This window comes from Micromonospora luteifusca (assembly GCF_016907275.1).
GTDB classification, from domain to species: Bacteria; Actinomycetota; Actinomycetes; order Mycobacteriales; family Micromonosporaceae; genus Micromonospora; species Micromonospora luteifusca.
The window spans coordinates 5,032,810-5,056,711 of record NZ_JAFBBP010000001.1 but is presented as its reverse complement, the minus strand read 5'-3'; the positions used below and the strand labels follow the sequence as shown (position 1 = coordinate 5,056,711).

The following is a 23,902-nucleotide window of genomic DNA, read 5'->3' as shown; positions in this document are numbered from 1 at the left end:
ATGGCCGAGCACGGATGAACGATGAGGTCGTCGCGGCGGTCGCGCAGGCGCACCGCCGCGACTGGGCACAGGTGTTCAGCACGACCGCCCATCTGACCCGAGACCTCGATCTCGCCGAGGAGTGCGCCCAGGACGCGTTCGCACAGGCCCTGGAGACCTGGACGGAGACCGGTATCCCGGACCGGCCGGGGGCCTGGCTCACCACCATCGCGCGCAACCGGGCCCGGGATGCCCTGCGCCGTGAGTCGGTGTTCCGCCGCAAGATGCCACTGCTCGTCGCGGACGAGACGTCGCCGGGGCCCGAGGACGGGCTGGTCGACGACCGGTTGCGACTCATCTTCACCTGCGCACACCCGGCGTTGTCCAGGCAGGCGCAGATCTGCCTGACCCTGCGGCTGGTGTGCGGGCTCTCCACACCCGAGGTGGCCCGCGCGTTCCTGGTGCAGCCGGCCACCATGGCCGCCCGTATCACCCGGGCAAAGAAGAAGATCGCGGCGGCACGCATCCCGTACCGGGTACCTGGTCCGGATCAACTCGAGGAACGGCTCGGTGCGGTACTCGAGGTCGTCCATCTCATCTTCACCACCGGCCACACCGCACCCGTCGGCGCTCAACTGATCCGTCACGACCTGGTCGACAGCGCGATCAGTCTGGCCCGCATGCTGCATCTGCTCATGCCGACCGATACCGAGATCAGCGCCCTTCTCGCGCTGCTGCTACTTACCAGGGCGCGGCAGGGTGCCCGCGTGTCCGCCGACGGGCGTCTGGTGCTCCTGTCCGAGCAGGACCGGGCACGCTGGGACAGGCAACTCATCGCCGAGGGCCAGTCGTTGGTCACCGACGCGCTTCGCCGGCGACCACCGACGCGTTACGCCCTGGAGGCGGCGATAGCTGCCGTGCATGCCGAGGCGCCGACGTGGCAGGACACCGACTGGGCCCAGGTCGTCGGGCTGTACGACGCCCTGTTCCGACTGTGGCCCTCACCCGTGGTCGATCTCAATCGCGCGGTCGCGATCGGGCTACGCGACGGCCCCGAAGCCGGACTTTACGCGCTGACGCCGCTGCTCGCCGATCCGGCTCTGGCCACCTACGGATATCTCAGCGCCGCCCGCGCCGACTTCCTGCGCCAGTTGCGGCAGTGGCCCCAGGCCGTCACGGCCTACGAAGAGGCCCTGACCCTTACCGACAACGATGTGGAACGCGCCTTCCTCACCGAGCGACTGACGGACGTCAAGCGGTATCTGTAATCGTCAGCGCCTCAGAGCTGGGGACGGCCTTCAGGCATCCTGGTTCCTTGGTGCCGTCGCGGGCCGGGAAGCCGTGGTGGCTATCGCGGCCAGTCCCAGCAGCAGGGCCGGGAGGACGAACCAGAGGCCGATACCGAGGCCGAGGATGAGCGCCCAGAGCAGCATGACCAGCGCCGCGACCGCTGTGGTGATGCCGACAGCGCGGTGGGTCAGGTCTGCGATGAGGGGACAGACGGCCACGACCACCGGTACACCCAGCAGATAGCTGGCGGCAGCGCCACTGTCGTCGATCGTGAAGGGCATCAGCGCAACGACGATCCAGGCCGTGGCGGCGACCGCGAGCAGCCTCAACACCAGACCAACGGAACCAGGTGCCCCACCCCGCCTGCGTACGCTCACGAACGCGGCGGCAGCAATGAAGAGCGCGACAAGGCCGCCGGCAACGGTAGCCACGTTCATTCGTTTCCTCCGTCCAAAAGACGTCGGCGAACTGGCGCAGGTGTTCGTCCTGACGGTACGCGCATCGATGCCGATTCGACACGGCAGGCCACCGTATCGTCCCGAGCCGCTGCCTTGAACGAGATGCGCCCGTCGCATCGCCGGCAGCTCTCGTCCCGCCGCAGGCAGGCACGAAGCTAACGAGGTTCTTCGATGTAAATCGGCCAGAACTCCTGGCTGCGCCGGTGCCGTCGGCGAACGAGGCCCCCTCGGTGGGCACCCATCGCCAGTCCGATCGGTTGAGCGTGTTATCGATAACATGCTATCTTTCGGCGCGGGAGCGAAGGGCACGCTCCCCATCACTGAGTCGATCGACAAAGGCACGCCGAGGGCAACGCCCTCCCGCCGCCCTTGCCAGTCGGTGACCAGTCCGGGCCGTTCCGCCGATGCCAGGCGACCGCAGACGGTTTGCCGGACGATCTCGATCCGGCTGCATGCCCCAGCTTCCAATGCCCGTCGCGGACAACCCAGCAGCGACGGTGCGGCCGGCACACCACCTGTGCACGCCGTACCGGTCTGCACGTCGGCCCGCAACGGAAGGGAAGCCGTATCCCGCGGCGTGAGTCGTCATCCAAATCCCCTGCTGGCACGGCGGGCACGGCCGACGGCCGCCGAGTCGGCTCCGCACACCACCACCGTTACCGCACGACCAGTGGCAAGGAGTCAGGCAATGCTGAAACGTAGACAGGTTCTCTCCTTCGTCGCGGGCGCGGCGGTCCTCGTCGCGGTGGCCGCTGGGGGCGCGCTCGGCGGCGGCTTCGGCGGGGCCGCGGTGGCCGCGACGAACGGCACGCTCGCGGCGACCGCGGGCTGCGGCAAGGCACCCACGCTCACGAGTGGGACACGCACCATTCAGAGCAGCGGACAGAGTCGCAGCTACATCCTGCGGATCCCGGACGGCTACGACCGAAACCGCCCCTACCGGCTGATCTTCGGCTTCCACTGGCTGAACGGCTCGGCCAGCAACGTCGCGTCAGCCGGCTACTACGGGCTCGCGCCGCTGTCCAACAACAGCACGATCTTCGTCGCGCCCCAAGGCCTCAACGCCGGTTGGGCCAACACCAACGGTCGAGACCTGACCCTCTTCGACGACATCTCCCGGCAGGTCGAGACGGACCTCTGTGTCGACACGACCCAACGCTTCGCCCTGGGCTGGAGCTACGGCGGGGCGATGAGCTACGCGGTGGCCTGTGCCCGACCAACCGTCATCCGTGCGGTCACCGTCCTGTCCGGTGCCAACCTCAGCGGCTGTAACGGCGGCACCCAACCCGTCGCCTACTTCGGCATCCACGGCATCTACGACAGCGTGCTGAACATCTCCCAGGGCCGGTCGTTGCGCGACACGTTCGTCCGCAACAACGGCTGCACGGCGCAGAGCCCGCGGGAGCCGAGCCGAGGCAGCCTCACCCACATCACCACCACCTATGCGGGCTGCCGAGCGGGCTATCCCGTGCAATGGGCCGCGTTCGACGGAGACCACACCCCCAGCCCGGTCGACGGATCGTCCAGCCCGAACGACTCCAGGACCTGGACCTCGGCGGAGATCTGGAGATTCTTCAGTCAGTTCGAGTCGACCACGCCCCCCACGACCGCCCCGCCGACCACTCCGCCACCAACGACGGCGCCACCGACCACGCCCCCGCCGACCACGCCCCCTCCGACGACACCTCCGCCGACGACCCCTCCGCCGACCGGAGAGCCGGGCACCTGCACCGCCACCTACAACGCGATCAACAGTTGGCCCGGCGGCTTCCAGGGCGAGGTGACCGTGGCCAACAACACCGCCGCCACCATCACCGGCTGGACCGTACGCCTGACCATGGCCAGTGGCCAGGCCATCAGCAGCCTCTGGAGCGGCACCAACACGGGCACCACCGGCGACGTCACCGTCCGCAACGCCGCCTACAACGGCACGCTGGGCCCGAACACCTCCACCACCTTCGGGTTCACCGCCACTGGCAACGGCGCCACCCCGCCCGGCAACATCACCTGCACCAGCCCCTGAGCGAGGCAGAACCGGGGCCCGGAGCCACTGGCTCCGGGCCCCTCAGCGGCGTGCCGTGAGAGGCACGAGGACGAGGACGGCAACGCCGATCGCGGCAGCGCCGACGGCCCACCACCAGAAGAATCCCGAGAAGACCGAAGCGATCAGGAGTCCCACGCCGAGGCCGGCCAGTAGACCGAGTGCGAACAACGCCCGTGGGGGCAGGGCGAGGTGCGGCAGTCGTCGTACCACGAGCACTTCCAGCCAGGTCGCGCCCACCGCCAGTAGCGCCGCGCCGACCGCGTCCACGGCGGACAGTCCGTGACCCTCGCTGACGGGCAGGAGAACGCGGCCCTCGCCACCGGCGGGGACGAAGAGGACGAGCACGCCAGCAACGATGAGCAGAGCTGTGGTGGCGACCTGCCTGCGCGGCGCACCTTCGACATCTGGCGACATCGCTACAGTCTCGGCCATCCGCTGGGGTCCGCGCAGGAGCCGTATCGGTGAACATCACAGGCCCCGTGCCGATCCCCGCATGCGTGCTGGCCGTCCGAGAAGTGGGGTACCGGACCACTGACCACCGGTAGAGGGAGCACAGTCCCCTCTGCCGGGGAGGTTGAGCTGCCCATCGCCGCAGATCATTGGCTCGTGAGCGTCGGTGTGGCCCCTAGGGCCTGCCTCGGTACGGCTGGGAGTCCGGTGCACCGACATGGCACTGCACCTGGGGGGAGCGACATGTCAGACCGTTCCGCTTCTTGGCACGGATCGTCGGCCGACCGGGCCAGATCATGGGCTGCGGCGTGCGTCGTCTTCCTCGTCGGTGAGGTGGCGCTGCGTCTGTTCTGGATCGCCGGTGGCCGGTGGGGGTACACCGCCTGCGACCGCACTGATCTGGGCGATCCGGCGGGGGGATGCGGCGCCGACCGCGTCGAGGCGCTGCCGTTCTCGTCGGGGTGGGGAGCGGTGGGAATCGGCGTCGCCCTCACGGTGGTCGTCGGATGCGCGGTCCGGTTCTCCGGCCGCTCCGCGGCCACGGCCAGCTGGATGGCGGCCGCACTGCTCCTGCTCGTCGCGTTCCCGCTACACCTGCTCTTCGAGATCCCTGCGGCGTTGGCGGGGCGTCCCTCGGACTGGCGTGACCTCGGCGCCCGGCTCGCGCTGGTGATCGGTGGTGTCCTGTTCGCCGGGCTCGCGAACGCGACCGGTCCCCGGCGCGGACCGGTGACTCCCGGCTTTCAGCCGGTGCCACGGTGGACGCGCCTCTGGGCGTACGTGGCCGTCGCGCTGCCGGTGGTCGGCTGGGCCGTACCGCATGGGCTCTGGGTGCTCGGCGTGCCCTTCGGTATCTCCGAGTCGGAACTGAACGACATCCACCGCGACCTCTCGACGCAGACGGGCGTGGCGATCACGCTCATCCCACCGCTGGCCGGTCTGCTCGTTCTCGGTCTGGTACAGCGATGGGGGCAGCAGTTTCCGCGCTGGGTGCCGGGACTGCGCGGTCGACAGGTTCCGCGGCTGCTGGCGGTGATTCCGGCCGGGGTGGTGGCACTCGCGCTGGTCACCTACGGCGTGCTGAGCTTCGCGGTGTTCGTCGGCCAACTACACGCCGGTGACCTGCGCTGGTCGGACGTCGGGGACGGGTGGGCGGTAACCGCCACGCTGCTGGTGTTCCTCGGCTGGGGGGTGTCGCTGGGCGTCACGACGACCGGCTACGCCCTCACCACCCGGCCACGTCAGGAGCAGACGGCAGACGCACCATCTCGTCGTGAGCCATCCGGCTCGTCCACGGCCGCGCCCCTCGGCGGTTCTGGCAGCGAAGATCGAAGCATTTCTCCGCTCTCCTGACCGGCTGCGCCTGCTCGGAGCTGTCGGACGTGAGCGCTAGCATCGCCGCATTCGGCGAAGGGATGGGAGTACGCCATGACCCAGGACAAGATAGCCACGTTTGTCGACAAGGACCTGAGGGGTGCACGGTTCAACAGGTCGACGCTGGCCGGCGCGGTGATGCGTGGCGTCGATGTGAACGGGCTGGACATCGACGCACCGTGGCTGGCCGAGGGTGCTCTCCTGGTCAACGGTGTCGACGTCGCGCCGCTCGTCGAGACCGAGCTCAACCGGCGGTTCCCCGGACGCGAACTGAGGCAGGCCAAGGACCCGGAGGGGTTGCGCACGGCGTGGGCGGCGCTCGAACGGGCCTGGGCGGCCGCAGTCGACCGGGTCCTGTCCATGCCCGAGGGCACCGCCGACGTTTCGATTGACGGTGAGTGGTCGTTCGCGCAGACGCTGCGCCACCTTGTGTTCGCCACCGACACCTGGCTCGGCAAGGCGATCCTGCGCCTGCCACAGCCTTTCCACCCGCTCGGCCAACCAAACGCCGAGTATGAGACCGACGGTTACGACATGTCGATCTTGGCCACCGAGCAGCCAACTTTCGCGGCGGTACGTCAGGTGCGTGCCGAGCACCAGGCGATGATGCGGGATTTCCTGTCCACCGTCACGCCGGACCTGCTCGCCGAATCCCGGCCAAGCGCGTGGTCACCCGCACACCAACAATCCGTCCTGAGCTGCCTTCACGTGATCTTCGACGAAGAGTGGGAGCACCTCCGCTTCGCGCTGCGTGACCTCGACGCGCAGCGCTGAAGGTCCACTCCTTCGGCGCCTCGCGCCCAGGGCGGCCGACCAGGCACGACAGCGAGTACAGGGGTGGAGTTGGCGTCTCAACGCCTCGTGGGTGGCTGGAGGATGTGTGGGCCGCCGGTGTGCGGCGTCGGGTGGTAACCGGGATGCGGCTGTGGCAGCGCCGCCACGCACGCCGCGGAACATGCGTTCACCAACAGCGGCAGCACGTCGGTGGCGACCAGGCCAGAGATCCAGACCTGGCGCAGCTCACCGTCGAGTGGGCCAGCACAGATGCTGCAGGCGCGCGCCGTTTCGCAGCCCCACGTGCCCGGGTCGAGTGCGGTGAAGTCGGCCTCGGTCGAGGGGGTCAGCGCCCGCAGCGTCGGAAACGGCGGCCGGAACTTGAAGTTCCCGTAGAGGGCGCGGGTGCTCACCGTGCTGTCGACGAGCTTCGTGCATCTGGTCAACTCGTACGGGTACCAGTGCAGCCGGCAGGAGGTGTACGGCTCGAAGATCTCCAGACTGGTCATCGCCCCGATCTCGGGCGGGATACGAACCAGGTTCGTGCCGTAGAGCACCAGGTGTTTGACAGCGGTCAGCTTTGCGATCGTCGCCGGCAGCGTGACGATCTGCCGCCGCTCGGGAGCGCTCAGTTCGACGAACGGCTTGAACTCCGACCGCCCGTCCGCTGCGGCCTCGTCGATCAGCGCCAGCAGATGCCGCCAGCCGGCCGCCTCGGTGTCCTGGCGGTCGGCGTGGAACGCGACGCTGCTCGGCCGGGTCTCCGTCGAGTAGTCGACGCAGCCGCAATGGTCGCGGGCTGGACCGCCCGCACTGGGTCCGACCGCATCCGCGAAGCGGTTCGCAATCAACTGCGGTCTGGTGTCATTCGCGTCCACGCCGAGATGCTACTGAGCCTTGGCAACGGTATGCGGAGGCCGACCGCCACTGTTCCACCCGCTTCGTGGCTGCCTTGAAAAGAAGTTTCCGGGATGGTGTCGTATCGAGGCGCAACCGTTCGTGGAACTGGTGTGCGGCGGTCGGCCGGGCCGCCGCGCACGAACAGACGGTCCTCGTCCGGGGGCTGAGGGGAGACGACCATGACGGAGTACCTGATCACCTTCAACGATGAGTGGGTGCCTCACCACACGGCGGAGGAGATACGCGAGAAGGGCACGGCTGCCCGTGCCGTGGTCGAGGAGATGCGGGCCGCCGGTGTTCTGATCTTCAGCAACGGTGGGCTCGACCGGTCCACCGCGGTGTGCAGTGTCGAGGCGGTCGACGGCAAGCCCGTATTCACCGACGGCCCGTACGTCGAGACGAAGGAGCACCTCGGCGGCTTCGCCGCGGTGGACGTCCCCGACGACGAGGCGGCGCGATACTGGGCCGGCAGGCTCGCGACGGCGCTCGACTGGCCGCAGGAGGTGCACCGGTTCCGCGGCCCCGGGGAGCCCGCGCGTGGCGGTGCTGGGGACAAGTGAGCACGGTGCCCAGGGGGCCTTCTGGGTCATCGAGGCGGCCGACCTCGACGTGGCCCTGGCGCTCGCCGTGGAGGGGTCGAAGGCGTGCCGCCGCACGGTCGAGGTACCCCCCTTCCGCACCGGGAAGACCATCGGAGCGCTGCTGAATCCGTGACCGGTCCCACTGTCGAGCAGGCGATCACCCGTGTCCACCACGAGGAGTGGGCGCGGGTGGTCGCCAGCCTCACGCGCCGTTTCGGCGACCTCGGCGTCGCCGAGGACGCGACAGCCGAGGCGTTCCTAGTGGCCGCAGAGCGGTGGCCGCGCGAGGGCGTACCTCCCAATCCCGGCGGTTGGCTCGCGACCACCGCCACTCGCAAGGCGATCGATCGGCTCCGTCGGGAGTCGCAGCAGGACGCCAAGCACCAGGCGGCCCGGATCGTGTACGACGACACCCCTCCCGAGCCGACCGGCCCGGTCGAGGACGACCGGCTCAGACTGGTCTTCACCTGCTGCCACCCGGCGCTCGCGTTGGAGGCCCGGGTGGCGCTCACCCTGCGTCTGCTCGGCGGTCTCACCGTCCCCGAGATTGCCCGTGCCTTTCTGGTGCAGGAGACCACGATGGCGCGGCGGATCACCCGCGCCAAGGCAAAGATCAAGGCGGCACACATTCCCTACCGGGTGCCCTGGGCCGCCGACATCCGCGAGCGCCTCACCGGCGTGCTCGCGGTCGTCTACCTCGTCTTCAACGAGGGTTACCTCGCCAGCGAGGGGGACGACCCGGTACGCGTCGACCTCACCGACGAGGCGATCCGCCTCGGCCGCCTGCTCCGAACTCTCCTCCCGGACGACGGAGAGGTGGCCGGCCTGCTTGCCCTGATGCTCCTCACCGACGCCCGGCGGGAGGCGCGGGTTTCCCGCACCGGGGAGCTGGTGACCCTCGACCAGCAGGACCGCGGCGCGTGGGACCGCGCCCTCATCGCGGAGGGCAACGCCTTGATTCGCGAGCGGGTCGAGGCGGTGGCGGCCGGCGGTGACCCACCCGGGCGCTACCAGCTGCAGGCCGCGATCAACGCGGTCCACATGGAAGCCCCATCCGTCCGAGCCACCGACTGGTCCACGATCGTCGCCCTCTACGGCCGCCTGGTGCTGCTCGACCCCTCGCCGATCGTGCGGCTCAACCGGGCGGTCGCGGTCGCCGAGGTCGACGGCCCCGGGGCCGGGCTCGCCGAGATCGACCAGCTCGCCGAGGTCCTTGACGGCTATCACGCCTTCCACGCCACACGCGCCGACCTGCTGCGGCGGCTCGGGCGGGGCGGCGAGTCGCGGGCGGCGTACGACCGGGCCATCGGTCTTACCGGTAACCCCGCCGAGCGGGCCTACCTCACCCGCCGCCGCGAACAACTCGCCGGCTGACGGACAGATTCGAGCCAGCCCCGTTCGAGGCGGATGAGGGTGCCCAGCGGCTCAGTCCGCCCAGACCGGTGTGGGACGCGGCCGGTCCGACGGTGCCTCCGCCGGGGTACGCCACCAGCGGCGCGACGCGAGCCCGGCCAGCACGGCGCCGGTGGCGTTGACCAGCACGTCGTCGATGGAGGACACCCGGTCCAACCGCAGTACGTACTGTGCGATTTCGACCAGGGCGGAGCAGCCCGCCCCGAGCGCCAGGATCCGCGGCACGGAAGCCAACACCGCGAACCGCATCGGGGCGAAGAACCCCAGCGCCGCGAAGATCAGCAGATTGCCGCCGATCCCGACCGGCCCCATCGTGAGCAGGTCCCGGAGCGGGATCAGGCTCACCCGACCTGGGACGGTGCCGGCCCCCGGTCCCGGCATCAGGGTGATCCATACGAGCGGTACCGTCCCGTACACCATGCCCACCTCGGCCAGCGACATCCGCCACGCCGTCGTACCACCGGTGACACGCCGAAAACGTGCCAGCGCCCACACGACCAGTGCGGCCAACGGCAGGCCCACAAGCATCATGAGCAGCACACCGTTCTCCGTGTCGTAGCAGCCGTGCCACCGCCCGGCCAGGCACGTCGGCGCGGACATCAGAAGCGGTCGCCGTACGACGAACAGGACGCTCGCGACACCGATGATCGCCAGGCTCAGGAGCAGGACCCGGCGCGTGCGGCGGATCGGTGCGGACAGGGCTGTGCGGTGGTTCATGCCCCCATTCAACCGGGAGGATTGTCGCGGTGGCGTAAGCACGCGAGAGCGCCGCCAAAGATTGCCGTCGCTCTCTCCTCAGACCCGGTGGCGCGAAGATAGGCTTCCTGGTCAGCAGGGCGTCCTCGTCAGACATCACTCCGGGACCGCCCTGACGGGGCGGAACGAGAGTCGGAGGGATCGGCTGCGTCGCCGCGAGAGATTTCTCCGGAGCCGTGTCGATCTGCCGGCCACTCGTTCGACATGAGGGTGCGAGAGCCGAGAGGCGGCCCCGCCGAACGAGGAGAACGCGATGCCGAAGTACCTGCTGATCATGCGTGGCACCGACGAGTCGAACGCGACCATGATGGCCAACATCGACGAGATGATGGCCACGACCCACCAGTTCATCGAGGAGATGGTCAAGGCTGGCGTTCTCCTCGCGGCAGAAGGGCTGGACGACCCGGGCCAGGGCGTCGTGGTCGACTTCAGCGGCGAGACCCCGGTGGTCACGGACGGGCCCTACGGCGAGACCAAGGAGCTGTTCGGGGGCTTCTTCCTGCTCGACGTCGCCTCGAAAGAGGAGGCGGTCGAGTGGGCCAAGCGGGTCCCGGCGGCCGCCGGGTCCAAGATTGAGGTCCGGCGGGTGCCCGGAAGCGACGAGGTCCCGCAGGTCGGCGAGTGACCGCCACGGCCTGGGCCGGCCGCGAGAGCAACGGCCAGATCTGATGGGTACGGCCGATGTCGAGGCCGTCTGGCGGATCGAGTCGGCGCGGATCGTGGCCGCGCTGACCCGCTTCACCGGTGATTTCGGGCTGGCCGAGGACGCGGCCCAGGAGGCGGTTGCCGAGGCGCTGGTGTCGTGGCCGCTCGCCCCTCCGGCGAATCCGGCCGGGTGGCTGATGGCCACGGCGCGTCGGCGGGCGATCGACGCGATCCGCCGCCGGGCCGCCCTGCGGGACAGATACGCCCTGCTGGCGGCCGACCTGCCGGTCGAGTCGGCCGTCGACGACGACATCGATCCGGACAAGATCGACGACGACGTGTTGGCGCTGATGTTCGTCAGCTGCCACCCGGTGCTCTCCCCCGAGTCCCGGGTGGCGCTGACCCTGCGCGTGGTCGGCGGCCTGTCCAGCGAGGAGATCGCCCGCGCGTTCCTGGTGCCCGTGCCGACCGTGCAGGCCCGCATCACCCGCGGCAAGAAGACGATCGCCGCGGCCGGAGTGCCGTTCGAGCTGCCACCAGCCGCCGAGCGTCGGGAGCGGCTGGGCGGCGTGCTCAGCGTCCTCTACGTGATCTTTAGCGAGGGGTCGACGGCCACGTCGGGCGACCGGCTCCTGCGCCCCGACGTCGCCTACGAGGCGATCCGCCTGGCCCGCACACTGGCCGCGCTGCAACCAACCGAGCCGGAGGTGCACGGTCTGCTCGCGTTGTGCGAGCTGACGGCCGCGCGCTTCCCGGCCCGGACCGGCCCGGACGGCTCGCCGATCCTGCTCGAGGACCAGGACCGGCGGCGGTGGGACTTCTCGGCGATCCACCGCGGGCTGGTCGCGCTGGCCAAGGCATCGGCTTGCGGCCTCGGCCCCTACGGCCTGCAGGCCGCGATCGCCGCCACCCACGCGTCGGCACCCTCGGTCGAGGCGACCGACTGGGACCGGATCGTGGTGCTCTACGAGGCACTCGGCCGGGTCGCACCCTCGCCGGTGGTCGAGCTCAACCGGGCCGTCGCCGTCGCCATGGCCTCGGGTCCGGCGCAAGCCCTGGCCATCGTGGACGAGCTGATCGCCTCGGACCGGCTCCCCGGTTCGCATCTGGTCCCGACCGTACGCGGTGAGCTGCTGACCCGCCTCGGACGGCGCCCGGAAGCGCGCGCGGAGCTGGAGCTGGCGGCCCGGCTCTGCGCCAACCAGCGCGAACGCTCCGTGTTGTTACGCAAGGCGGCCACGCTGAGCTGACTTCTCCAGCTTGGTCCGCCGGATTCGAGCGCGGTCCGGATGCCGTCGATCGCATCGGCCACGTCGGCGGCATCCCTGACTCCTACGGGGAGTGCTGAGGCTTGGCCTTCTGTGGGTAGAGCGTCTCGTGACGGGCCAGCATGGCGACGAACTCGCCGATCTTCCGCTCGCGGGTCTGCGCCCGCTTGACGGCATTGAGGCGATGGATGAGCGCGAACTGGTTGGTCTTGGTGAGGACGTCGAACATGGCCTGGGCGGCGGGATCGGCGGCGATGGCGGCGAGGAGATCGGCCGGTACCTCGGCCTCCGACGACGGGGCGTAGGCGGCCGCCCACCGCCCGTCCGCCTTCGCGGCTTCTACCGCGAGGCGCCCCGGCGGAAGCATCAGCCCCTGCGCCTCCAGCCGGGCCACGTGGGCGACGTTGCGTTGTGACCAGGAGCTGCGGGGTCGGCGAGGGGTGAACCGGATCCAGGAGCTCTCCTGATCCCGCTTACGGGCCTGCCCGTCGATCCACCCGAAACACAGGGCCTCGTCGACCGCCTGCTGCCAGGTCAGGGTCGTGACTGTGCCGCCCTTCTTGGTCAGGGCGAGCCAGATACCGGGCGATGCCGCGTGGTTGGCCGACAACCACGCGCGCAGCGCCTCGGCATCCGCGACGACCAACTCATCCAGTTCCGCACTCGCCACGACGGCAGGCTATCGCGTCCCGTTGCCGCGGACGTTCCGTGCGCACCAGCCCGGTGGGTGTGACATGTGCGAGCGGGGCGCCGCGTCGACCAGAGCGTCAGCGACGGTGATCCCGGCCTCGGAGGGCCGAGGTCCTCGGGTCACGACTCGCCCGGAGGGTTGGCCGGCTGCTGTCCCGGCCAGAACGGCCACTCCTCGAAGGACCGACAGCGTCCATCCTCGGCGAATCGCATGATCCACAGGTCGCGGTACTCCTGGTCGACCGGGTCGCCGTAGCGGACCTCCTGACGCGACACCGCGGTGTCGCCGTCGATTGCGACGATCTCCCCGGTCATCTGGAACACCTCGTCGGGGCCTTTGCGTTGCTTCTCCCACATCCGGGCGATGGCCGGCAGGCCGACGACCGGCGTCCAGTACGGCCCCTGCTGGTAACGAGCGTCCTCGGTGAAGATCGTGACCAGCGCGTCCGTGCCAGGGGTCCGCCAGATGCGCTCGTAGGCGGCAAGCCAACCCGCGACGTGCTCCCTGTTCATGGACGTCACCCTGCCATCCGGCGGGCGGCAGGCGGCGGAATTCGGCAAGTCGCGGGTATTGGACTCGTCGACCCGACGGCAGTGGTCCACCGCTTGTGACGCTTGCTCTACGCGGTGGGGGTGGGGCGGTGGCGCTGGTAGTGGCGAGCGGCCTTGGCACGACCGCCGCAGCCGTCCATGGAACACCAACGCCGGGTGCCGTTGCGCGACGTGTCGTAGAAGTACAGGACGCAGGACGGGTTGCCGCACCGTCGGATGCGGGCGGGTTGCTGGCGCAGCAGGTCCAGGTAGTTGATGACCACCCGCCAGGAGAGGAGCCAGTCCGGGTCGACGTCATGGTGCTCGTGCACCGCCGACTGGCGAAGCGTGTAGCGCGAGACACCGCGGGCCAGGATCGCGTTGATCCCCCGCTCGGCTTCCTCGCCGGGCTGTTCGAGGACACCTCGCAACGCCGACCGCGCTTGGCGCAACGGAACCTCCACCGATGCGGGATCGCCCGCGAGCCCGTGCTCGGCAAGCCAACCCCGGAGTCCGTCGGCTTCGTCGAACAGGTCGACCATGCGGCCCCGCTCGACCCACTGGGTGTTGACCAGGTCCAGTGCGAGAGGTTCGCCCACCAGCGGTCGCCGCGTCATGTGCGCAACCTTACCACCGTTAACTGTTTGACAGGTTAGGTAAAGCCTCGTAGTCTTCTCACCGGCAAAATGCTTCAAGGTGGTTAGAGTCTCGGCACGACCGCGATCTCCTCAGCCAAGCCCTGCCCGGACCCGTCCGGCTGACTCCCGGGCAAGCAGCCGTCGCCGCCCGCTCCGACCCTCACCCTGGGAGACGTGCGTCATGCCACATCGCTACCTGCAAGAACTGACCACTCCGTCGGTGGCCGCCGCTCAACAGCGCTACGGCAGCCGGCCCGCCATCCAGCGCATGGTCGCCGGCTGGGACACCGACGCGATGCTCGGCACCGATGAGGCCGCCTTCATCGCCGAACGTGACAGCTTCTACCTCGCCACGGTCGGCGAAAACGGCTGGCCGTACCTGCAGCATCGCGGTGGCCCGCCCGGCTTCCTGCAACTGCTCGACCCGGTCGACGGGCACAGCGTCCTCGCCTGGACCGACCTGCGCGGCAACCGGCAATATCTGTCGGTCGGCAACCTCGGCGCCTCGCCGCAGGTATCACTACTACTCATGGACTACGCCCACCAACGCCGCCTCAAAATCATCGGCACGGCCCGCGTCACCGACGTACGCGAAGCCGACGGCCCGGTGGACGGGCTTGGCGTGCCCGGGCAGCGGGGCAAGGTCGAGCGGTTGATCACTGTAGATGTGCACGGCTACGACTGGAACTGCCCCCAACACATCACGCCACGCTTCAGCGAAGCGGAACTGTCCGACGCGCTCGCGCCGATGCGCGACGAACTCGCCCGCCTTCGCGCGGACAACCGCGCCCTACGCGCGCAACTGCACGGTCGAACCCTCCCCGCCCAGAGCCGAGACAGGGACAGCCATGAGCACTGACGCCAACGACAGCGCACCGATGCGACACCCGGTGCCCCCATTCACCGCCGAAACCGCTCGGGTCAAGGTCCAGGCCGCCGAAGACGCCTGGAACAGCCGCGATCCCCAGCGCGTCGCCGCCGCCTACACGCCCGACAGCATCTGGCGCAATCGATCCACCTTCCTGACCGGCCGCGCCGAGATAGAAGCGTTCCTGACCGACAAGTGGGAGCACGAACTCGACTACGTCCTGCGTAAACAGCTGTGGGCGTTCCACCAGAACCGCATCGCCGTCCGGTTCCAGTACGAGTGGCACGACGCCACCGGCCAGTGGTGGCGAAGCTACGGCAACGAACAGTGGGAGTTCGACGATCACGGCTTCATGAGCCGCCGCGAAGCCAGCATCAACGACGTCCCCATCACCGCGGATCAGCGTCGCTTCCACGGCCCGAGGCCCTCGGGGGACCAGACCGACCTACCGCTGCGGTGACAGAGCCGCACGACCACCGGCAAGGCGGCGGAACGATCACGCCGACACCTGCGAGCGCCGCAGGAACCTGGGAGAAAAACATGAACAAGCCGACCGTACGCGTCATCGGTGGACCGACGGCCGCCCTGGACTACGCGGGCTCGCGCGTCGTGCTGGACCCGACCTTCGACGAACCACGGACGTACCAGAGCGGTCCGGTCACCGCGACCAAACTGACCGGCCCGCACACCCCCGAGGACCTCGACCAGGTCGATGTGGTGCTCGTGTCGCACGAGCACCACATCGACAACCTCGACATCTCCGGGCGCGAGTACGCGCGCCGGGCCCCACGCGTGCTCACCACCGCGGCGGGAGCCCCGAAACTCGGTCCCGGCGCCATCGGCCTGCGACCGTTCGAGCACACCGAAGTCGGTGGCATCCGCGTCACGGCGGTTCCGGCGCTGCACGGCACACCGGAGATCGGCGTGGTCAACGGCCCGGTCATCGGATTCGTGCTGGAGGCGAGCGGCTGGCCGACCGTGTACGTCAGCGGTGACAACGCCTCGGTGGATGTCGTGGCGGTCGTCGCGGAACAGTTTCCGGCGATCGAGATCGCGATCCTCAACCTCGGCGCCGCCTACATCGCGGTTCGCGGCGACGGTTTCCTCACCCTGACGGCGGAGCTGGCGGCACGAGCGGCGGCCCTGCTCGGCGTCCGCGCGGTGGTCCCGGTGCACCAGGACGGTTGGGGGCACTACACCGAAGGTGCTGACGACGTCGTCCGCGCCTTCGCGGAGGCGGGCCTGACGGACGTGCTCGTCGACCTGCGGCCGGGCGAAGCGGCGACCGTTTGACGAGGAGCCACCGGACCCGGACGACGGGCCGACAGGCTAGTTTGCTCGGATGAGTCTCCTCGATGACGTCGCGAGGCGTGACAGTTGGCGATGCTGGGTGTGCGACGAGCCGGTCGACGCCGACATGTCGGTGAACGACCCGCGTGGCCCCAGCGTCGACAGCCGCACCGCCGACAAGAAGGCCAAGGTCACCGAGCGACTCGCGCACCGTGCCTGTAACACCCGCAAAGGCGCGGTCAAGGTGGTCATCGCCTGGCCGGACCATCTGCACGTGGTGGAGCCCGCGCCGCTGATCACCGTCGCCGAGCGACTCGAACGCAAGGGTGGCCGCGAGTTGGTGGCCCGCTGCCCGAGCAGGAAGGACGCCCAGCAGGCCGCGGACTGGTTGGTGGACCGGTTCTCCCGGCTGGTGCCCGGGCTGCCGGTCACCGCAAGCGTCGACGCAGGCGGCGGCCAGTTTCTCGTCGCCCTGGCCACCGGCCGTCGCTGACCGGTGGCCCTGTCGGCGGGCCCGAGCGCATTGACATCGGCAGGGTCGCGTACCGGCCGATGGCGTCGGCGACGATCAGAAGGGGGGCGCGTCCTCGCCCATCAACGCCAGCACGACGCCGCCCTTCCCGCTCTTGAGGCTCTGGACCACGACCCTGCCGGTGCTGCCGTCGGGCAACTCCAGAGTGAAGGTCTTCCCGACCGCGTTCTTGGGGCCGTTGCCGGCGCTGTTGGCGGGTCGGAAGTCACCTGCCCACGGTGGGATCCCACCCCTGCGGGCTGGCTCGGCGAAGAGCGCGGCCGTACCCGGGGTCCTGGTGCCGTCGGAGGAAAGAAGCACTGAGGCACTGCGAAAGGTAGCCATATGCGGCAAGGCTATCCCGGACGGCGCTTGTTCGCGCCATGCCAACTGGTGCTCGCGTCAACCTGTGGGGCCGTGCGAGACGGTGCCGACGATCGCCATGGTGGTCAGGGTGCGCCGTCGTCGGCGACTCATCAGTGCGAAGCAGGCCGTCAGCGTCACCAACTCCACCTCGGCCCAGTCGCCGGTGACGTCGACGCGGATCGGCCCGCCGGGCCGTCCGGGGAGGCGCACCTCGATCCGGTGCCCGTCGCGTACCACTTCACCACCGCACCGACCGGGCACCCAGCGCGCCACGCCGCCGGGCCCCGGCACGTGCGACCGGAGCGGGTCGAGCCGCACCGCCACGCCGTGCTCGGTCTGGGCGGTGGCCCCGAGGCGTCGGCGATCGGTCGGCGCGACCGTCCAGAGGCCCGCGCCGGTGCGGATCTCGCCGTACCGCCAGGTCCAGCCGGTACGCAGCGAGGCGCGACGCCCGGCACCGGAGTCGAGGACGAAGGCCCCGTCCTGCTTGCGTACGGTCAGCGCGGTCATCGGTTCAGCCCTTCCCGGCGCGGCCGGGGCAGGCCGAGGATGAGGACGGCGCCGACGCTCAGGTGTAGCAGCGCGAGAGTGGCCTTCGCTCCCCCGCCGACGCCGCCCGGTGGCCCGACCAGGAGCGACAGCAGCAGGACCGCGACCGCGATCGAGGTCCACCACACGCGGGCCCGGTTGGTCAGACGTTCCAGCAGCGCGAGCAACGCCCAGCCGGCCAGTACCGCGACCGCGGCGGCCACGACGACCGCGGCCACCGTGATCTGCCGGGTCGAGTTTCCGGAGGTGGCCGCCAGGTCGACGCCGGCCACCGAGTGCACGATCGCGAACTCGGCCGCCGCCACCAGGATCGCACCGGCCGCCACCGCGGCTCGACGCGGGGAAAGGTTGTTCGTCATGCCCCGAAGTCTCCGGGCCGGGCCGGGCCCGGCACGTCGGTCCAGACGCCACGGCGGGTACACCCGTTGGCAGCAGCGGGTACTACCAAAGGAGGTGGCCCGGCCCGCCACCAGCGCAGTAGCCTGCGCTGGTGGAGCCGGCGACGTGTGATGTGGGCCCGCCGCGGGCGTGGCGTGCCGTCCCGGTGGGCGTCTCGACCGCGGCGATCGGTGTCCTCGTCGCGACCGTGCTGTGGTCTGCCACCCGCTCCAGTTCCACAGTTCTGATCCGCGCCGACGTCGCGCTGGCGGTAGCCGCCCTCACCCTCGTCCCGGTGGTTGCCCGCCGCCCGGAGGTCGGTGGCGTGCTGGCCAGTCTGCTGGTCGCGCTGTCGCCGGTGGCCACCCCGGTGGCGAGCTTCGCGGTGCTGTTCACCGCCCGCAACCGGCCATTCCGGCAGGCTGCGACGTTGGCGGCGGTCGGCGTGGCAGGCGAGGCCGTGCAGGCACTCTGGCGGCCGGTGCCCAGCCTGCCGTATGGGTGGCGGCTGGCGCTGATGACGGCCGCGTACGCCGCCCTACTGGGCTGGGGCACCTGGGCGCAGGCCCGACACGCCCTGCTGGCGGCACTGCGGGACCGGGCCTGGCGGGCCGAGCAGGAGCAGGAACGGCGGGTCATGGAGGCGCGGGCGGCCGAGCGCGGCCGGATCGCGCGGGAGATGCACGACGTGCTGGCGCACCGGCTGTCGCTGCTGGCGGCGGCCGCCGGCGCGATGGAGTACCGGCCGGACGCGCCACCCGAGCGGCTCAGCGCCGCCGCCGGGGTGATCCGGGCCAGCGCACACCACGCCCTCGACGAACTGCGCGAGGTCATCACGCTGCTGCGCAGCGACGACGCCGAGTCGTCAGCGGACGCACCACCCGGGCAGACCCTCGCCGACCTGCCGCGCCTGATCGAGGAGGCTCGGGCCGCAGGCCAGCAGATCGAGGTCGACGACCCGCTCGGCCCGCCGGTCGAGGTTCCCCCGACGGTCGGCCGCACCGCCTACCGGATCGCACAGGAGGCGCTGACCAACGCCCGCAAGCACGCCGCCGGGCAGCCGGTCCGGCTCGCTCTCGGCGGCACGCCCGGCTCCGGCCTGAGCATCGCGGTAAGCAACCCGACCACGTCCGACAGCGGTGCCACCGGGGACGGCGGCGCCGGCCTGATCGGTCTCGCCGAACGGGCCGCGCTCGCCGGCGGTCGCGTCACCCACCACGTCGACGCCTCGGGTCGGTTCCACCTCTCCGCCTGGCTGCCGTGGCCGACGTGACGGGCCCGATCCGGGTCGTCATCGTCGACGACGACCCCCTCGTACGGGGAATGCTGACGATGATGCTCGACGGCGCCGACGGGATCGTCGTCGTGGGCGAGGCCGCCGACGGTGGTGCGGCGATCACCGCGGTGGATCGACACATGCCCGACGTGGTGCTGATGGATATCCGGATGCCGGGCGTCAACGGCATCACCGCCACCGAGCGTCTACGCCGCCGCCACCGCCCACCCGAGATCATCGTGCTCACCACGTTCGACACCGACGAGCACGTGGTGCGGGCCCTGCGGGCCGGCGCCAGCGGCTTCCTGCTCAAGGACACCCCGCCGGAGCGGATCAGCCAGGCGGTCCGCGCCGTCGCGGCCGGCCAACCGATGCTGTCGCCGGGCGTGACGCGCCGCCTCATGCAGCGGGTGGCGTCCGGGGCCGAGTCCTACGAGCAGGCGCGCAACCGGCTGGCCCTGCTCACACCCCGGGAACGCGACGTCGTGCTGGCCATCGCGCAGGGACGCGCCAACGCCGAGATCGCCACCGAACTGCTGATGAGCATCACCACGGTGAAAGCTCACGTCTCGCACATCCTGACCAAGCTGGATCTCGACAACCGCACCCAGATCGCCCTGCTCGCGCACGACGCCCGGCTAGCCTGACCGGCTCCCCGACGTCAGCGCAGCTCCACGATCCTGGCCCGGGTGTCGGCCGGGGCCTCCGGGTGCCGGTGCTCGACGTCGGCCCGTACGTCGGCGACGGTCTTGCCGGCCAGTTCCCGCCGCCAGGCGAGGTCGGCCCCTCGCATGGCCTGGGCGAACGCACAGGACTGTCGATAGTCGACGCCCATGTGCTCCCCCGGCCCCTTGCTGAGGATCTGGTCGCACTGGAACAGTTCCTCCGGGCCCTCGATCGCGGTCACGATGTCCAGCAAGGAGACCGCCCCTGGGGCCCGGGCCAGCCGAAAGCCGCCGCGCGGTCCGGAGGTCGACGTCAGGATCCCGGCCCGGACCAGGGCCTGAAGCTGCTTGTTCAGATAGGCCGGCGGTAGCTCGTAGAACGCCGCGAGAGTGCTGGTCGGCACCGGGGTGTCCAGCCAGCTCAGGTTGAGGCACGTGTGGAGGGCCCATTCGACGCCCTGGCTCATCCGCATAATCCTGGACTTTACATGTCCAGAGTTTGTGACACCTGCCATGATCACTAGCGCGGCGGATTCTGGACACTTATTGTCTAGGAATCCCCGAACGACGAAGGAGCCGACAATGACACTGGTACGCGCAGCCCAGGCCGAGGTTCTCGACAGCGACCCGGCCAGCGTGATCACGCTGCTACTCGACCCCGAGCACACCGGCGGCGCCCTGACCAGCAACCGCACCCTGCTCAAGCACGGCACCGATGGCGCGCCGCCACACCTGCACACCCGCTCCGGCGAGCTGTTCTTCGTACTCGACGGCGCCCTCGAGATGCTCGTCGGGGAGGAGCTGCACACCCTGCACAAGGGAGACACGCTCTTCGTCCCGCCGAACACCCCGCACGCTTTCGCCCCCGCCGACGGCCAGGACGCCGACTTCCTCGTCGTGATCACCCCCGGCAAGCCCCGGTTCGACTACTACCGACTGCTCGACAGGGTGCACCGGGGCGAAGCCACCTGGCAGGAGGTTGGCGAAACCCAGGACCGCTACGACAACCACTACGTGGACAGCCCGGTGTGGGCGAGCCGACGCGGCTGACGATCTCGCCCTGACGGAGTGGGTCCGGCGGCGGCTGTTCGTGGGTACCGCCTGGGGGAAATCCCCCAGCGGAAGACGGCCGCCAGCCGGCTCCTGACCGGGCGTCCGCGCGCCTAGCGTGATCTTCCGTAGGTAACACCACGACGGAAGGAGTTCGGGTGATCGAGGCCCGACATCTCACCAGGCGATACGGACCGACGGTCGCAGTCGACGCGCTCAGCTTCGACGTGCGGCCGGGCAGCGTCACCGGTTTCCTGGGCCCGAACGGGTCCGGCAAGTCCACCACGATGCGGCTGATCCTCGGGCTGGACCGGTGCGACGCCGGCCAGGTGCGCATCGGCGGCCGCCGCTACCGCGAGCTGCGCTGGCCGCTGCGCGAGGTCGGCGCGCTGCTCGAGGCGAAGGCGTTCCACCCGGGCCGTAGCGCCCGCAGTCACCTGGCCGCGCTGGCGGCCAGCAACGCGATTCCGCGAGCCAGGGTCGACGAGGTGCTCGACATGGTCGGCCTGACCAGTGCGGCCGGGCGACGGGCCGGGAAGTTCTCCCTCGGGATGGGGCAGCGCCTCGGGGTCGCGGCGGCACTGCTGGGCGATCCGGGTGTGCTGCTGCTGGATGAACCGGTGAACGGGCTGGATCCCGAGGGGGTCCGCTGGATCCGGGACCTGTTGAAGTCGCTGGCCGCGCAGGGTCGCACGGTGTTCGTGTCCAGCCACCTGATCAGCGAGATGGCGCTGACCGCCGAGCGGCTGGTGGTGATCGGGCGGGGGCGGCTGCTCGCGGACACGACGGTCGCCGAGTTGTCGGCCGGGTCGCCGTCGCTGGAGGACGCGTTCTTCCGGCTCACCAGTGAAGCGGTCGAATACCAGGGCAGCCAGGCGCAGGAGGCAACGTCATGACCACGACCGCAAAGATCGGTGTGCCGAGCGGCCGTTACGGGCTGGCGCCTGCTGCCCGGATGGAATGGATCAAGCTCCTCAGCCTGCGCTCGACCTGGTGGACCCTGGTCGTCACGGTCGCCGGGACCGTCGGGATCGGGGTCGCTGTCGGCCTGAACACCCGAAGCGACTCCGGGGACGTGACCAACAACGCGCTTGCCGGCGTGGTCCCCGGCCTGCTGCTGACGGGTGTGCTCGGCGTGCTGACCATGACCAGCGAATACACCTCGGGAACCATTCGGGCCACGGTGGCCGCCGTTCCGCGGCGACCCCTGGTCCTGGCGGCGAAGGCAGCGGTGTTCGGGGCCGTGACGCTGATCGTCGGGGAGGTCGCGTCGTTCATCGCGTTCTTCGCCGTGGGCGCCACGCTGCGCGACGGCGTCGCGGCGCCCACGCTGGGCCAGCCCGGCGTGCTGCGGGCGGTCGCGGTGACCGGGGCTGGCTTCTGCCTGATCGGGCTGATCGGCCTGGGCCTGGGCGCGATCATCCGGCACAGCGCCGCGGCGGTCGGGGTGCTGGTGGCCGGCGTGTACGTGGTCGCGCAGTTCATCGGCTTCATCGCGCACGGCGTGGCGTCGTACATGCCGATCCTGATCGTGGAGAACTCGCTGAGCACGACCAAGCCGGTTACCTGCGGCACGGACGGCGCGGCCTGCCCGGACTTCCTGTCCGCGTGGGCCGGGCTCGGTGTGCTGTCCCTGTACGCCCTGATCGCGCTGACGGTCGGCGGATGGTTGCTGGCCCAGCGGGATGCGTGAATAGGAGACAGGGCGGGCAGAGGGGAGAATGACGGCATGGGCCTTCCGGTGATCATGCCGACCGTGGACCTGCCGCCGGGTGGCCAGACGCGGGGCAGGAGCTCGTGGGTGGTCACCCGCGCGGGGGTCGTGGCGCCGTTCACCAGGCGAATGGGTCGTGAGCTGTTGTTCTGCCTGGCCGGGCTGCCGTTCGTCGTGGTCAACCCGGTGGTTCTCTTCGTTGTCGCGGTGGACCTGATCTGGCTGGTGGCCGCTGGCGGGCGGGGTAACCCGTCCCCGGCCAACGTGGTCGCCGCCGGTGTCTGCGTGGGACTGCTGCTCGTCCTGCTGGTGTCGACGACGGCGGCCCGGAAGCTCGGCTTGCTGCAGCGCATGCTCGCGAGCCGGCTGCTCCGGGTGCGAGTCGGGGCACCGACGCCGGTGCGGCGAAGCCCCGGTCGTCGGGCCTGGTTCGGCCCGGGCCCTCGCGACGGGGTCGGCTGGCGGGTCGTCGTCTACCAGTTGGCCAAGCTGCCCGTCGGCCTGATCGAGCTGTACGCCGTCTTCTTCTGGGTCGGCGGGCTGGTCAACCTGAGCTACCCGCTCCTGTGGGGGGCGTTCCGCAACCATCCGCCGGGGGCCCAGCTGAGCCCGGTGCCGGTGTTCACGCCGTTCGGATTGTTCGGTGAGGGCACGTTCCGCGTCGCGACCCTCACCGGCACGTTCGCCGCCGCCGCGGCGGGAGCGGCGATGTTGTTGGCCGCTCCGTGGGTCACCAGGGCCGTCACGGCCGCCGACGCCTGGCTGATCCGAGGCCTGCTCGGCCCTGGGCGGCTGGCGCAGCGGGTCCACGACCTGGAGCTGAGCCGGGCTCTGGCCGTGGACGACTCGGCCGCCCTGCTGCGGCGCCTGGAGCGCAACCTGCACGACGGTGCGCAGATCCGGCTGGCCACGCTGGCCATGAACCTCGGCATGGCCCGGGAGAAGCTCGGCGAGGGCGACGAGGTCCGGGACGCCGCGGCGGCCCGCGAGTTGGTCGACGCCGCGCTCCGGGGCGCCAAGGACGCGATCGGTGAGCTGCGCAGCCTGGCCCGCGGGATCCACCCGCCGGCGCTCGACAACGGACTGGCGGACGCCGTCGCCTCGTTGGCCGCCGACAGTGCCATCCCGGTCGAGCTGGAGTTCAGGATCCCGGTCCGGCCCACCCCCGCGATCGAAACCATCGCGTACTTCTGCGTCGCCGAGCTGCTGGCCAACGCGGCCAAGCACAGCTTCGCCAACAAGATCAACATCCGGGTGGCCGGAGCGCGGGACGTGCTGCTGATCAGTGTCACCGACGACGGCACGGGCGGTGCCGACCCGGCCCGGGGCACCGGCCTGTCCGGGCTGGCGCAGCGGGTCGCCGTAGTGGACGGCGGGATCACGATCGTGAGCCCGCCCGATGGCCCAACGAAGATCACCATCGAACTCCCGCTGCGCGCATGAG

30 protein-coding genes are annotated in these 23,902 nt (G+C 70.3%); 19 read left to right on the top strand and 11 right to left on the bottom strand.

Annotated features, from left to right (window positions below; genetic code table 11):
• Window positions 1-14 precede the first annotated feature (14 nt).
• Window positions 15-1,247, top strand: coding sequence for an RNA polymerase sigma factor (locus tag JOD64_RS23195; RefSeq protein WP_239559623.1), 1,233 nt, complete (start codon window positions 15-17; stop codon window positions 1,245-1,247).
• Window positions 1,248-1,277: 30 nt separating this feature from the next.
• Here the strand turns inward: JOD64_RS23195 and JOD64_RS23190 are convergent, their stop codons facing one another.
• Window positions 1,278-1,706, bottom strand: coding sequence for a hypothetical protein (locus tag JOD64_RS23190; protein WP_204944131.1), 429 nt, complete (start codon window positions 1,704-1,706; stop codon window positions 1,278-1,280).
• Between the two features lie 709 nt (window positions 1,707-2,415).
• Between JOD64_RS23190 and JOD64_RS23185 the strand changes: the two genes are divergently transcribed.
• A complete protein-coding gene (locus tag JOD64_RS23185) occupies window positions 2,416-3,750 on the top strand; it encodes a CE1 family esterase (protein WP_204944130.1) in 1,335 nt (444 codons plus the stop codon).
• Window positions 3,751-3,792: 42 nt separating this feature from the next.
• Here the strand turns inward: JOD64_RS23185 and JOD64_RS23180 are convergent, their stop codons facing one another.
• Complete coding sequence (locus JOD64_RS23180; RefSeq protein WP_204944129.1) at window positions 3,793-4,185, bottom strand: hypothetical protein; 393 nt, start codon at window positions 4,183-4,185, stop codon at window positions 3,793-3,795.
• Between the two features lie 279 nt (window positions 4,186-4,464).
• Between JOD64_RS23180 and JOD64_RS23175 the strand changes: the two genes are divergently transcribed.
• Both JOD64_RS23175 and JOD64_RS23170 read left to right on the top strand, forming a co-directional pair.
• Entirely contained in the window at window positions 4,465-5,574 is a 1,110-nt protein-coding gene (locus tag JOD64_RS23175; protein ID WP_204944128.1) for a hypothetical protein, read from the top strand.
• A 75-nt stretch (window positions 5,575-5,649) separates the two neighbouring features.
• Window positions 5,650-6,369 carry a DinB family protein gene (locus JOD64_RS23170; RefSeq protein WP_204944127.1) on the top strand — a complete coding sequence of 240 codons (720 nt, stop codon included), beginning with the start codon at window positions 5,650-5,652 and terminating at the stop codon, window positions 6,367-6,369.
• Window positions 6,370-6,446: 77 nt separating this feature from the next.
• Here JOD64_RS23170 and JOD64_RS23165 read toward each other — a convergent pair whose 3' ends face one another.
• Window positions 6,447-7,247, bottom strand: a complete 801-nt coding sequence (locus JOD64_RS23165) for a leucine-rich repeat domain-containing protein (RefSeq protein WP_204944126.1) — start codon at window positions 7,245-7,247, stop codon at window positions 6,447-6,449.
• A 201-nt stretch (window positions 7,248-7,448) separates the two neighbouring features.
• On the opposite strand from JOD64_RS23165, the gene JOD64_RS23160 reads away from it, so the two are divergent.
• The 3 genes from JOD64_RS23160 to JOD64_RS23150 are packed head-to-tail and all read left to right on the top strand — an operon-like array spanning window position 7,449 to window position 9,224.
• Window positions 7,449-7,829 (top strand): YciI family protein, encoded by a 381-nt coding sequence (locus tag JOD64_RS23160; protein ID WP_204944125.1) that lies wholly within the window; start codon window positions 7,449-7,451, stop codon window positions 7,827-7,829.
• Complete coding sequence (locus JOD64_RS23155) at window positions 7,807-7,983, top strand: YciI family protein (protein ID WP_204946377.1); 177 nt, start codon at window positions 7,807-7,809, stop codon at window positions 7,981-7,983. The genes JOD64_RS23160 and JOD64_RS23155 overlap by 23 nt, the downstream gene beginning before the upstream one ends.
• Complete coding sequence (locus JOD64_RS23150; protein WP_204944124.1) at window positions 7,980-9,224, top strand: RNA polymerase sigma factor; 1,245 nt, start codon at window positions 7,980-7,982, stop codon at window positions 9,222-9,224. The genes JOD64_RS23155 and JOD64_RS23150 overlap by 4 nt, the downstream gene beginning before the upstream one ends.
• Window positions 9,225-9,275: 51 nt before the next feature.
• On the opposite strand, the gene JOD64_RS23145 is transcribed toward JOD64_RS23150, so the two are convergent.
• Complete coding sequence (locus JOD64_RS23145; protein WP_204944123.1) at window positions 9,276-9,980, bottom strand: VanZ family protein; 705 nt, start codon at window positions 9,978-9,980, stop codon at window positions 9,276-9,278.
• A 292-nt stretch (window positions 9,981-10,272) separates the two neighbouring features.
• Here JOD64_RS23145 and JOD64_RS23140 point away from each other — a divergent pair, with 292 nt between their 5' ends.
• Together JOD64_RS23140 and JOD64_RS23135 are read left to right on the top strand one after the other, a co-directional pair.
• Window positions 10,273-10,644 (top strand): YciI family protein, encoded by a 372-nt coding sequence (locus JOD64_RS23140; protein WP_204944122.1) that lies wholly within the window; start codon window positions 10,273-10,275, stop codon window positions 10,642-10,644.
• A gap of 43 nt (window positions 10,645-10,687) precedes the next feature.
• On the top strand, window positions 10,688-11,914 hold the full coding sequence (locus JOD64_RS23135; protein WP_204944121.1) for an RNA polymerase sigma factor: 1,227 nt from the start codon (window positions 10,688-10,690) through the stop codon (window positions 11,912-11,914).
• Between the two features lie 82 nt (window positions 11,915-11,996).
• Here JOD64_RS23135 and JOD64_RS23130 read toward each other — a convergent pair whose 3' ends face one another.
• From JOD64_RS23130 to JOD64_RS23120, 3 genes are all read right to left on the bottom strand, one after another.
• Window positions 11,997-12,602 (bottom strand): YdeI/OmpD-associated family protein, encoded by a 606-nt coding sequence (locus tag JOD64_RS23130; RefSeq protein ID WP_204944120.1) that lies wholly within the window; start codon window positions 12,600-12,602, stop codon window positions 11,997-11,999.
• Window positions 12,603-12,742: 140 nt separating this feature from the next.
• Window positions 12,743-13,135, bottom strand: coding sequence for a nuclear transport factor 2 family protein (locus JOD64_RS23125; RefSeq protein ID WP_204944119.1), 393 nt, complete (start codon window positions 13,133-13,135; stop codon window positions 12,743-12,745).
• 107 nt (window positions 13,136-13,242) lie between these two features.
• Window positions 13,243-13,770 (bottom strand): CGNR zinc finger domain-containing protein, encoded by a 528-nt coding sequence (locus JOD64_RS23120; protein ID WP_204944118.1) that lies wholly within the window; start codon window positions 13,768-13,770, stop codon window positions 13,243-13,245.
• A gap of 202 nt (window positions 13,771-13,972) precedes the next feature.
• Here JOD64_RS23120 and JOD64_RS23115 point away from each other — a divergent pair, with 202 nt between their 5' ends.
• The 4 genes from JOD64_RS23115 (at window position 13,973) to JOD64_RS23100 (ending at window position 16,442) form a co-directional block, all read left to right on the top strand.
• Window positions 13,973-14,650 (top strand): pyridoxamine 5'-phosphate oxidase family protein, encoded by a 678-nt coding sequence (locus JOD64_RS23115; protein ID WP_204944117.1) that lies wholly within the window; start codon window positions 13,973-13,975, stop codon window positions 14,648-14,650.
• Window positions 14,651-14,669: 19 nt separating this feature from the next.
• Window positions 14,670-15,119 (top strand): nuclear transport factor 2 family protein, encoded by a 450-nt coding sequence (locus tag JOD64_RS23110; protein WP_204944116.1) that lies wholly within the window; start codon window positions 14,670-14,672, stop codon window positions 15,117-15,119.
• Between the two features lie 80 nt (window positions 15,120-15,199).
• Complete coding sequence (locus tag JOD64_RS23105; RefSeq protein WP_204944115.1) at window positions 15,200-15,952, top strand: MBL fold metallo-hydrolase; 753 nt, start codon at window positions 15,200-15,202, stop codon at window positions 15,950-15,952.
• A 49-nt stretch (window positions 15,953-16,001) separates the two neighbouring features.
• Window positions 16,002-16,442, top strand: a complete 441-nt coding sequence (locus JOD64_RS23100; RefSeq protein ID WP_204944114.1) for a hypothetical protein — start codon at window positions 16,002-16,004, stop codon at window positions 16,440-16,442.
• 75 nt (window positions 16,443-16,517) lie between these two features.
• Here JOD64_RS23100 and JOD64_RS23095 read toward each other — a convergent pair whose 3' ends face one another.
• From JOD64_RS23095 to JOD64_RS23085, 3 genes are all read right to left on the bottom strand, one after another.
• A complete protein-coding gene (locus JOD64_RS23095; RefSeq protein WP_204944113.1) occupies window positions 16,518-16,781 on the bottom strand; it encodes a hypothetical protein in 264 nt (87 codons plus the stop codon).
• 81 nt (window positions 16,782-16,862) lie between these two features.
• Complete coding sequence (locus JOD64_RS23090; protein ID WP_204944112.1) at window positions 16,863-17,336, bottom strand: hypothetical protein; 474 nt, start codon at window positions 17,334-17,336, stop codon at window positions 16,863-16,865.
• On the bottom strand, window positions 17,333-17,734 hold the full coding sequence (locus JOD64_RS23085) for a DUF6069 family protein (RefSeq protein WP_239559621.1): 402 nt from the start codon (window positions 17,732-17,734) through the stop codon (window positions 17,333-17,335). The genes JOD64_RS23090 and JOD64_RS23085 overlap by 4 nt, the downstream gene beginning before the upstream one ends.
• Window positions 17,735-17,865: 131 nt before the next feature.
• Between JOD64_RS23085 and JOD64_RS23080 the strand changes: the two genes are divergently transcribed.
• Window positions 17,866-19,026: a sensor histidine kinase gene (locus JOD64_RS23080; RefSeq protein ID WP_307813574.1), complete on the top strand. Its 1,161-nt coding sequence runs from the start codon at window positions 17,866-17,868 to the stop codon at window positions 19,024-19,026.
• Window positions 19,014-19,676, top strand: a complete 663-nt coding sequence (locus JOD64_RS23075; RefSeq protein WP_204944111.1) for a response regulator — start codon at window positions 19,014-19,016, stop codon at window positions 19,674-19,676. Before JOD64_RS23080 ends, JOD64_RS23075 begins: the two co-directional genes overlap by 13 nt.
• Before the next feature lie 14 nt (window positions 19,677-19,690).
• Here the strand turns inward: JOD64_RS23075 and JOD64_RS23070 are convergent, their stop codons facing one another.
• On the bottom strand, window positions 19,691-20,161 hold the full coding sequence (locus JOD64_RS23070; protein WP_204944110.1) for an RrF2 family transcriptional regulator: 471 nt from the start codon (window positions 20,159-20,161) through the stop codon (window positions 19,691-19,693).
• A 115-nt stretch (window positions 20,162-20,276) separates the two neighbouring features.
• Between JOD64_RS23070 and JOD64_RS23065 the strand changes: the two genes are divergently transcribed.
• From JOD64_RS23065 to JOD64_RS23050, 4 genes are all read left to right on the top strand, one after another.
• Complete coding sequence (locus JOD64_RS23065; protein WP_204944109.1) at window positions 20,277-20,744, top strand: cupin domain-containing protein; 468 nt, start codon at window positions 20,277-20,279, stop codon at window positions 20,742-20,744.
• A gap of 158 nt (window positions 20,745-20,902) precedes the next feature.
• The gene (locus JOD64_RS23060; RefSeq protein ID WP_204944108.1) at window positions 20,903-21,640 is read left to right on the top strand and encodes an ABC transporter ATP-binding protein; all 738 of its coding nucleotides are present in this window, start codon (window positions 20,903-20,905) and stop codon (window positions 21,638-21,640) included.
• Window positions 21,637-22,437 (top strand): ABC transporter permease subunit, encoded by an 801-nt coding sequence (locus tag JOD64_RS23055; RefSeq protein WP_239559620.1) that lies wholly within the window; start codon window positions 21,637-21,639, stop codon window positions 22,435-22,437. Before JOD64_RS23060 ends, JOD64_RS23055 begins: the two co-directional genes overlap by 4 nt.
• A 36-nt stretch (window positions 22,438-22,473) precedes the next feature.
• Window positions 22,474-23,901: a sensor histidine kinase gene (locus JOD64_RS23050; RefSeq protein WP_204944107.1), complete on the top strand. Its 1,428-nt coding sequence runs from the start codon at window positions 22,474-22,476 to the stop codon at window positions 23,899-23,901.
• Window position 23,902: the final 1 nt, after the last annotated feature.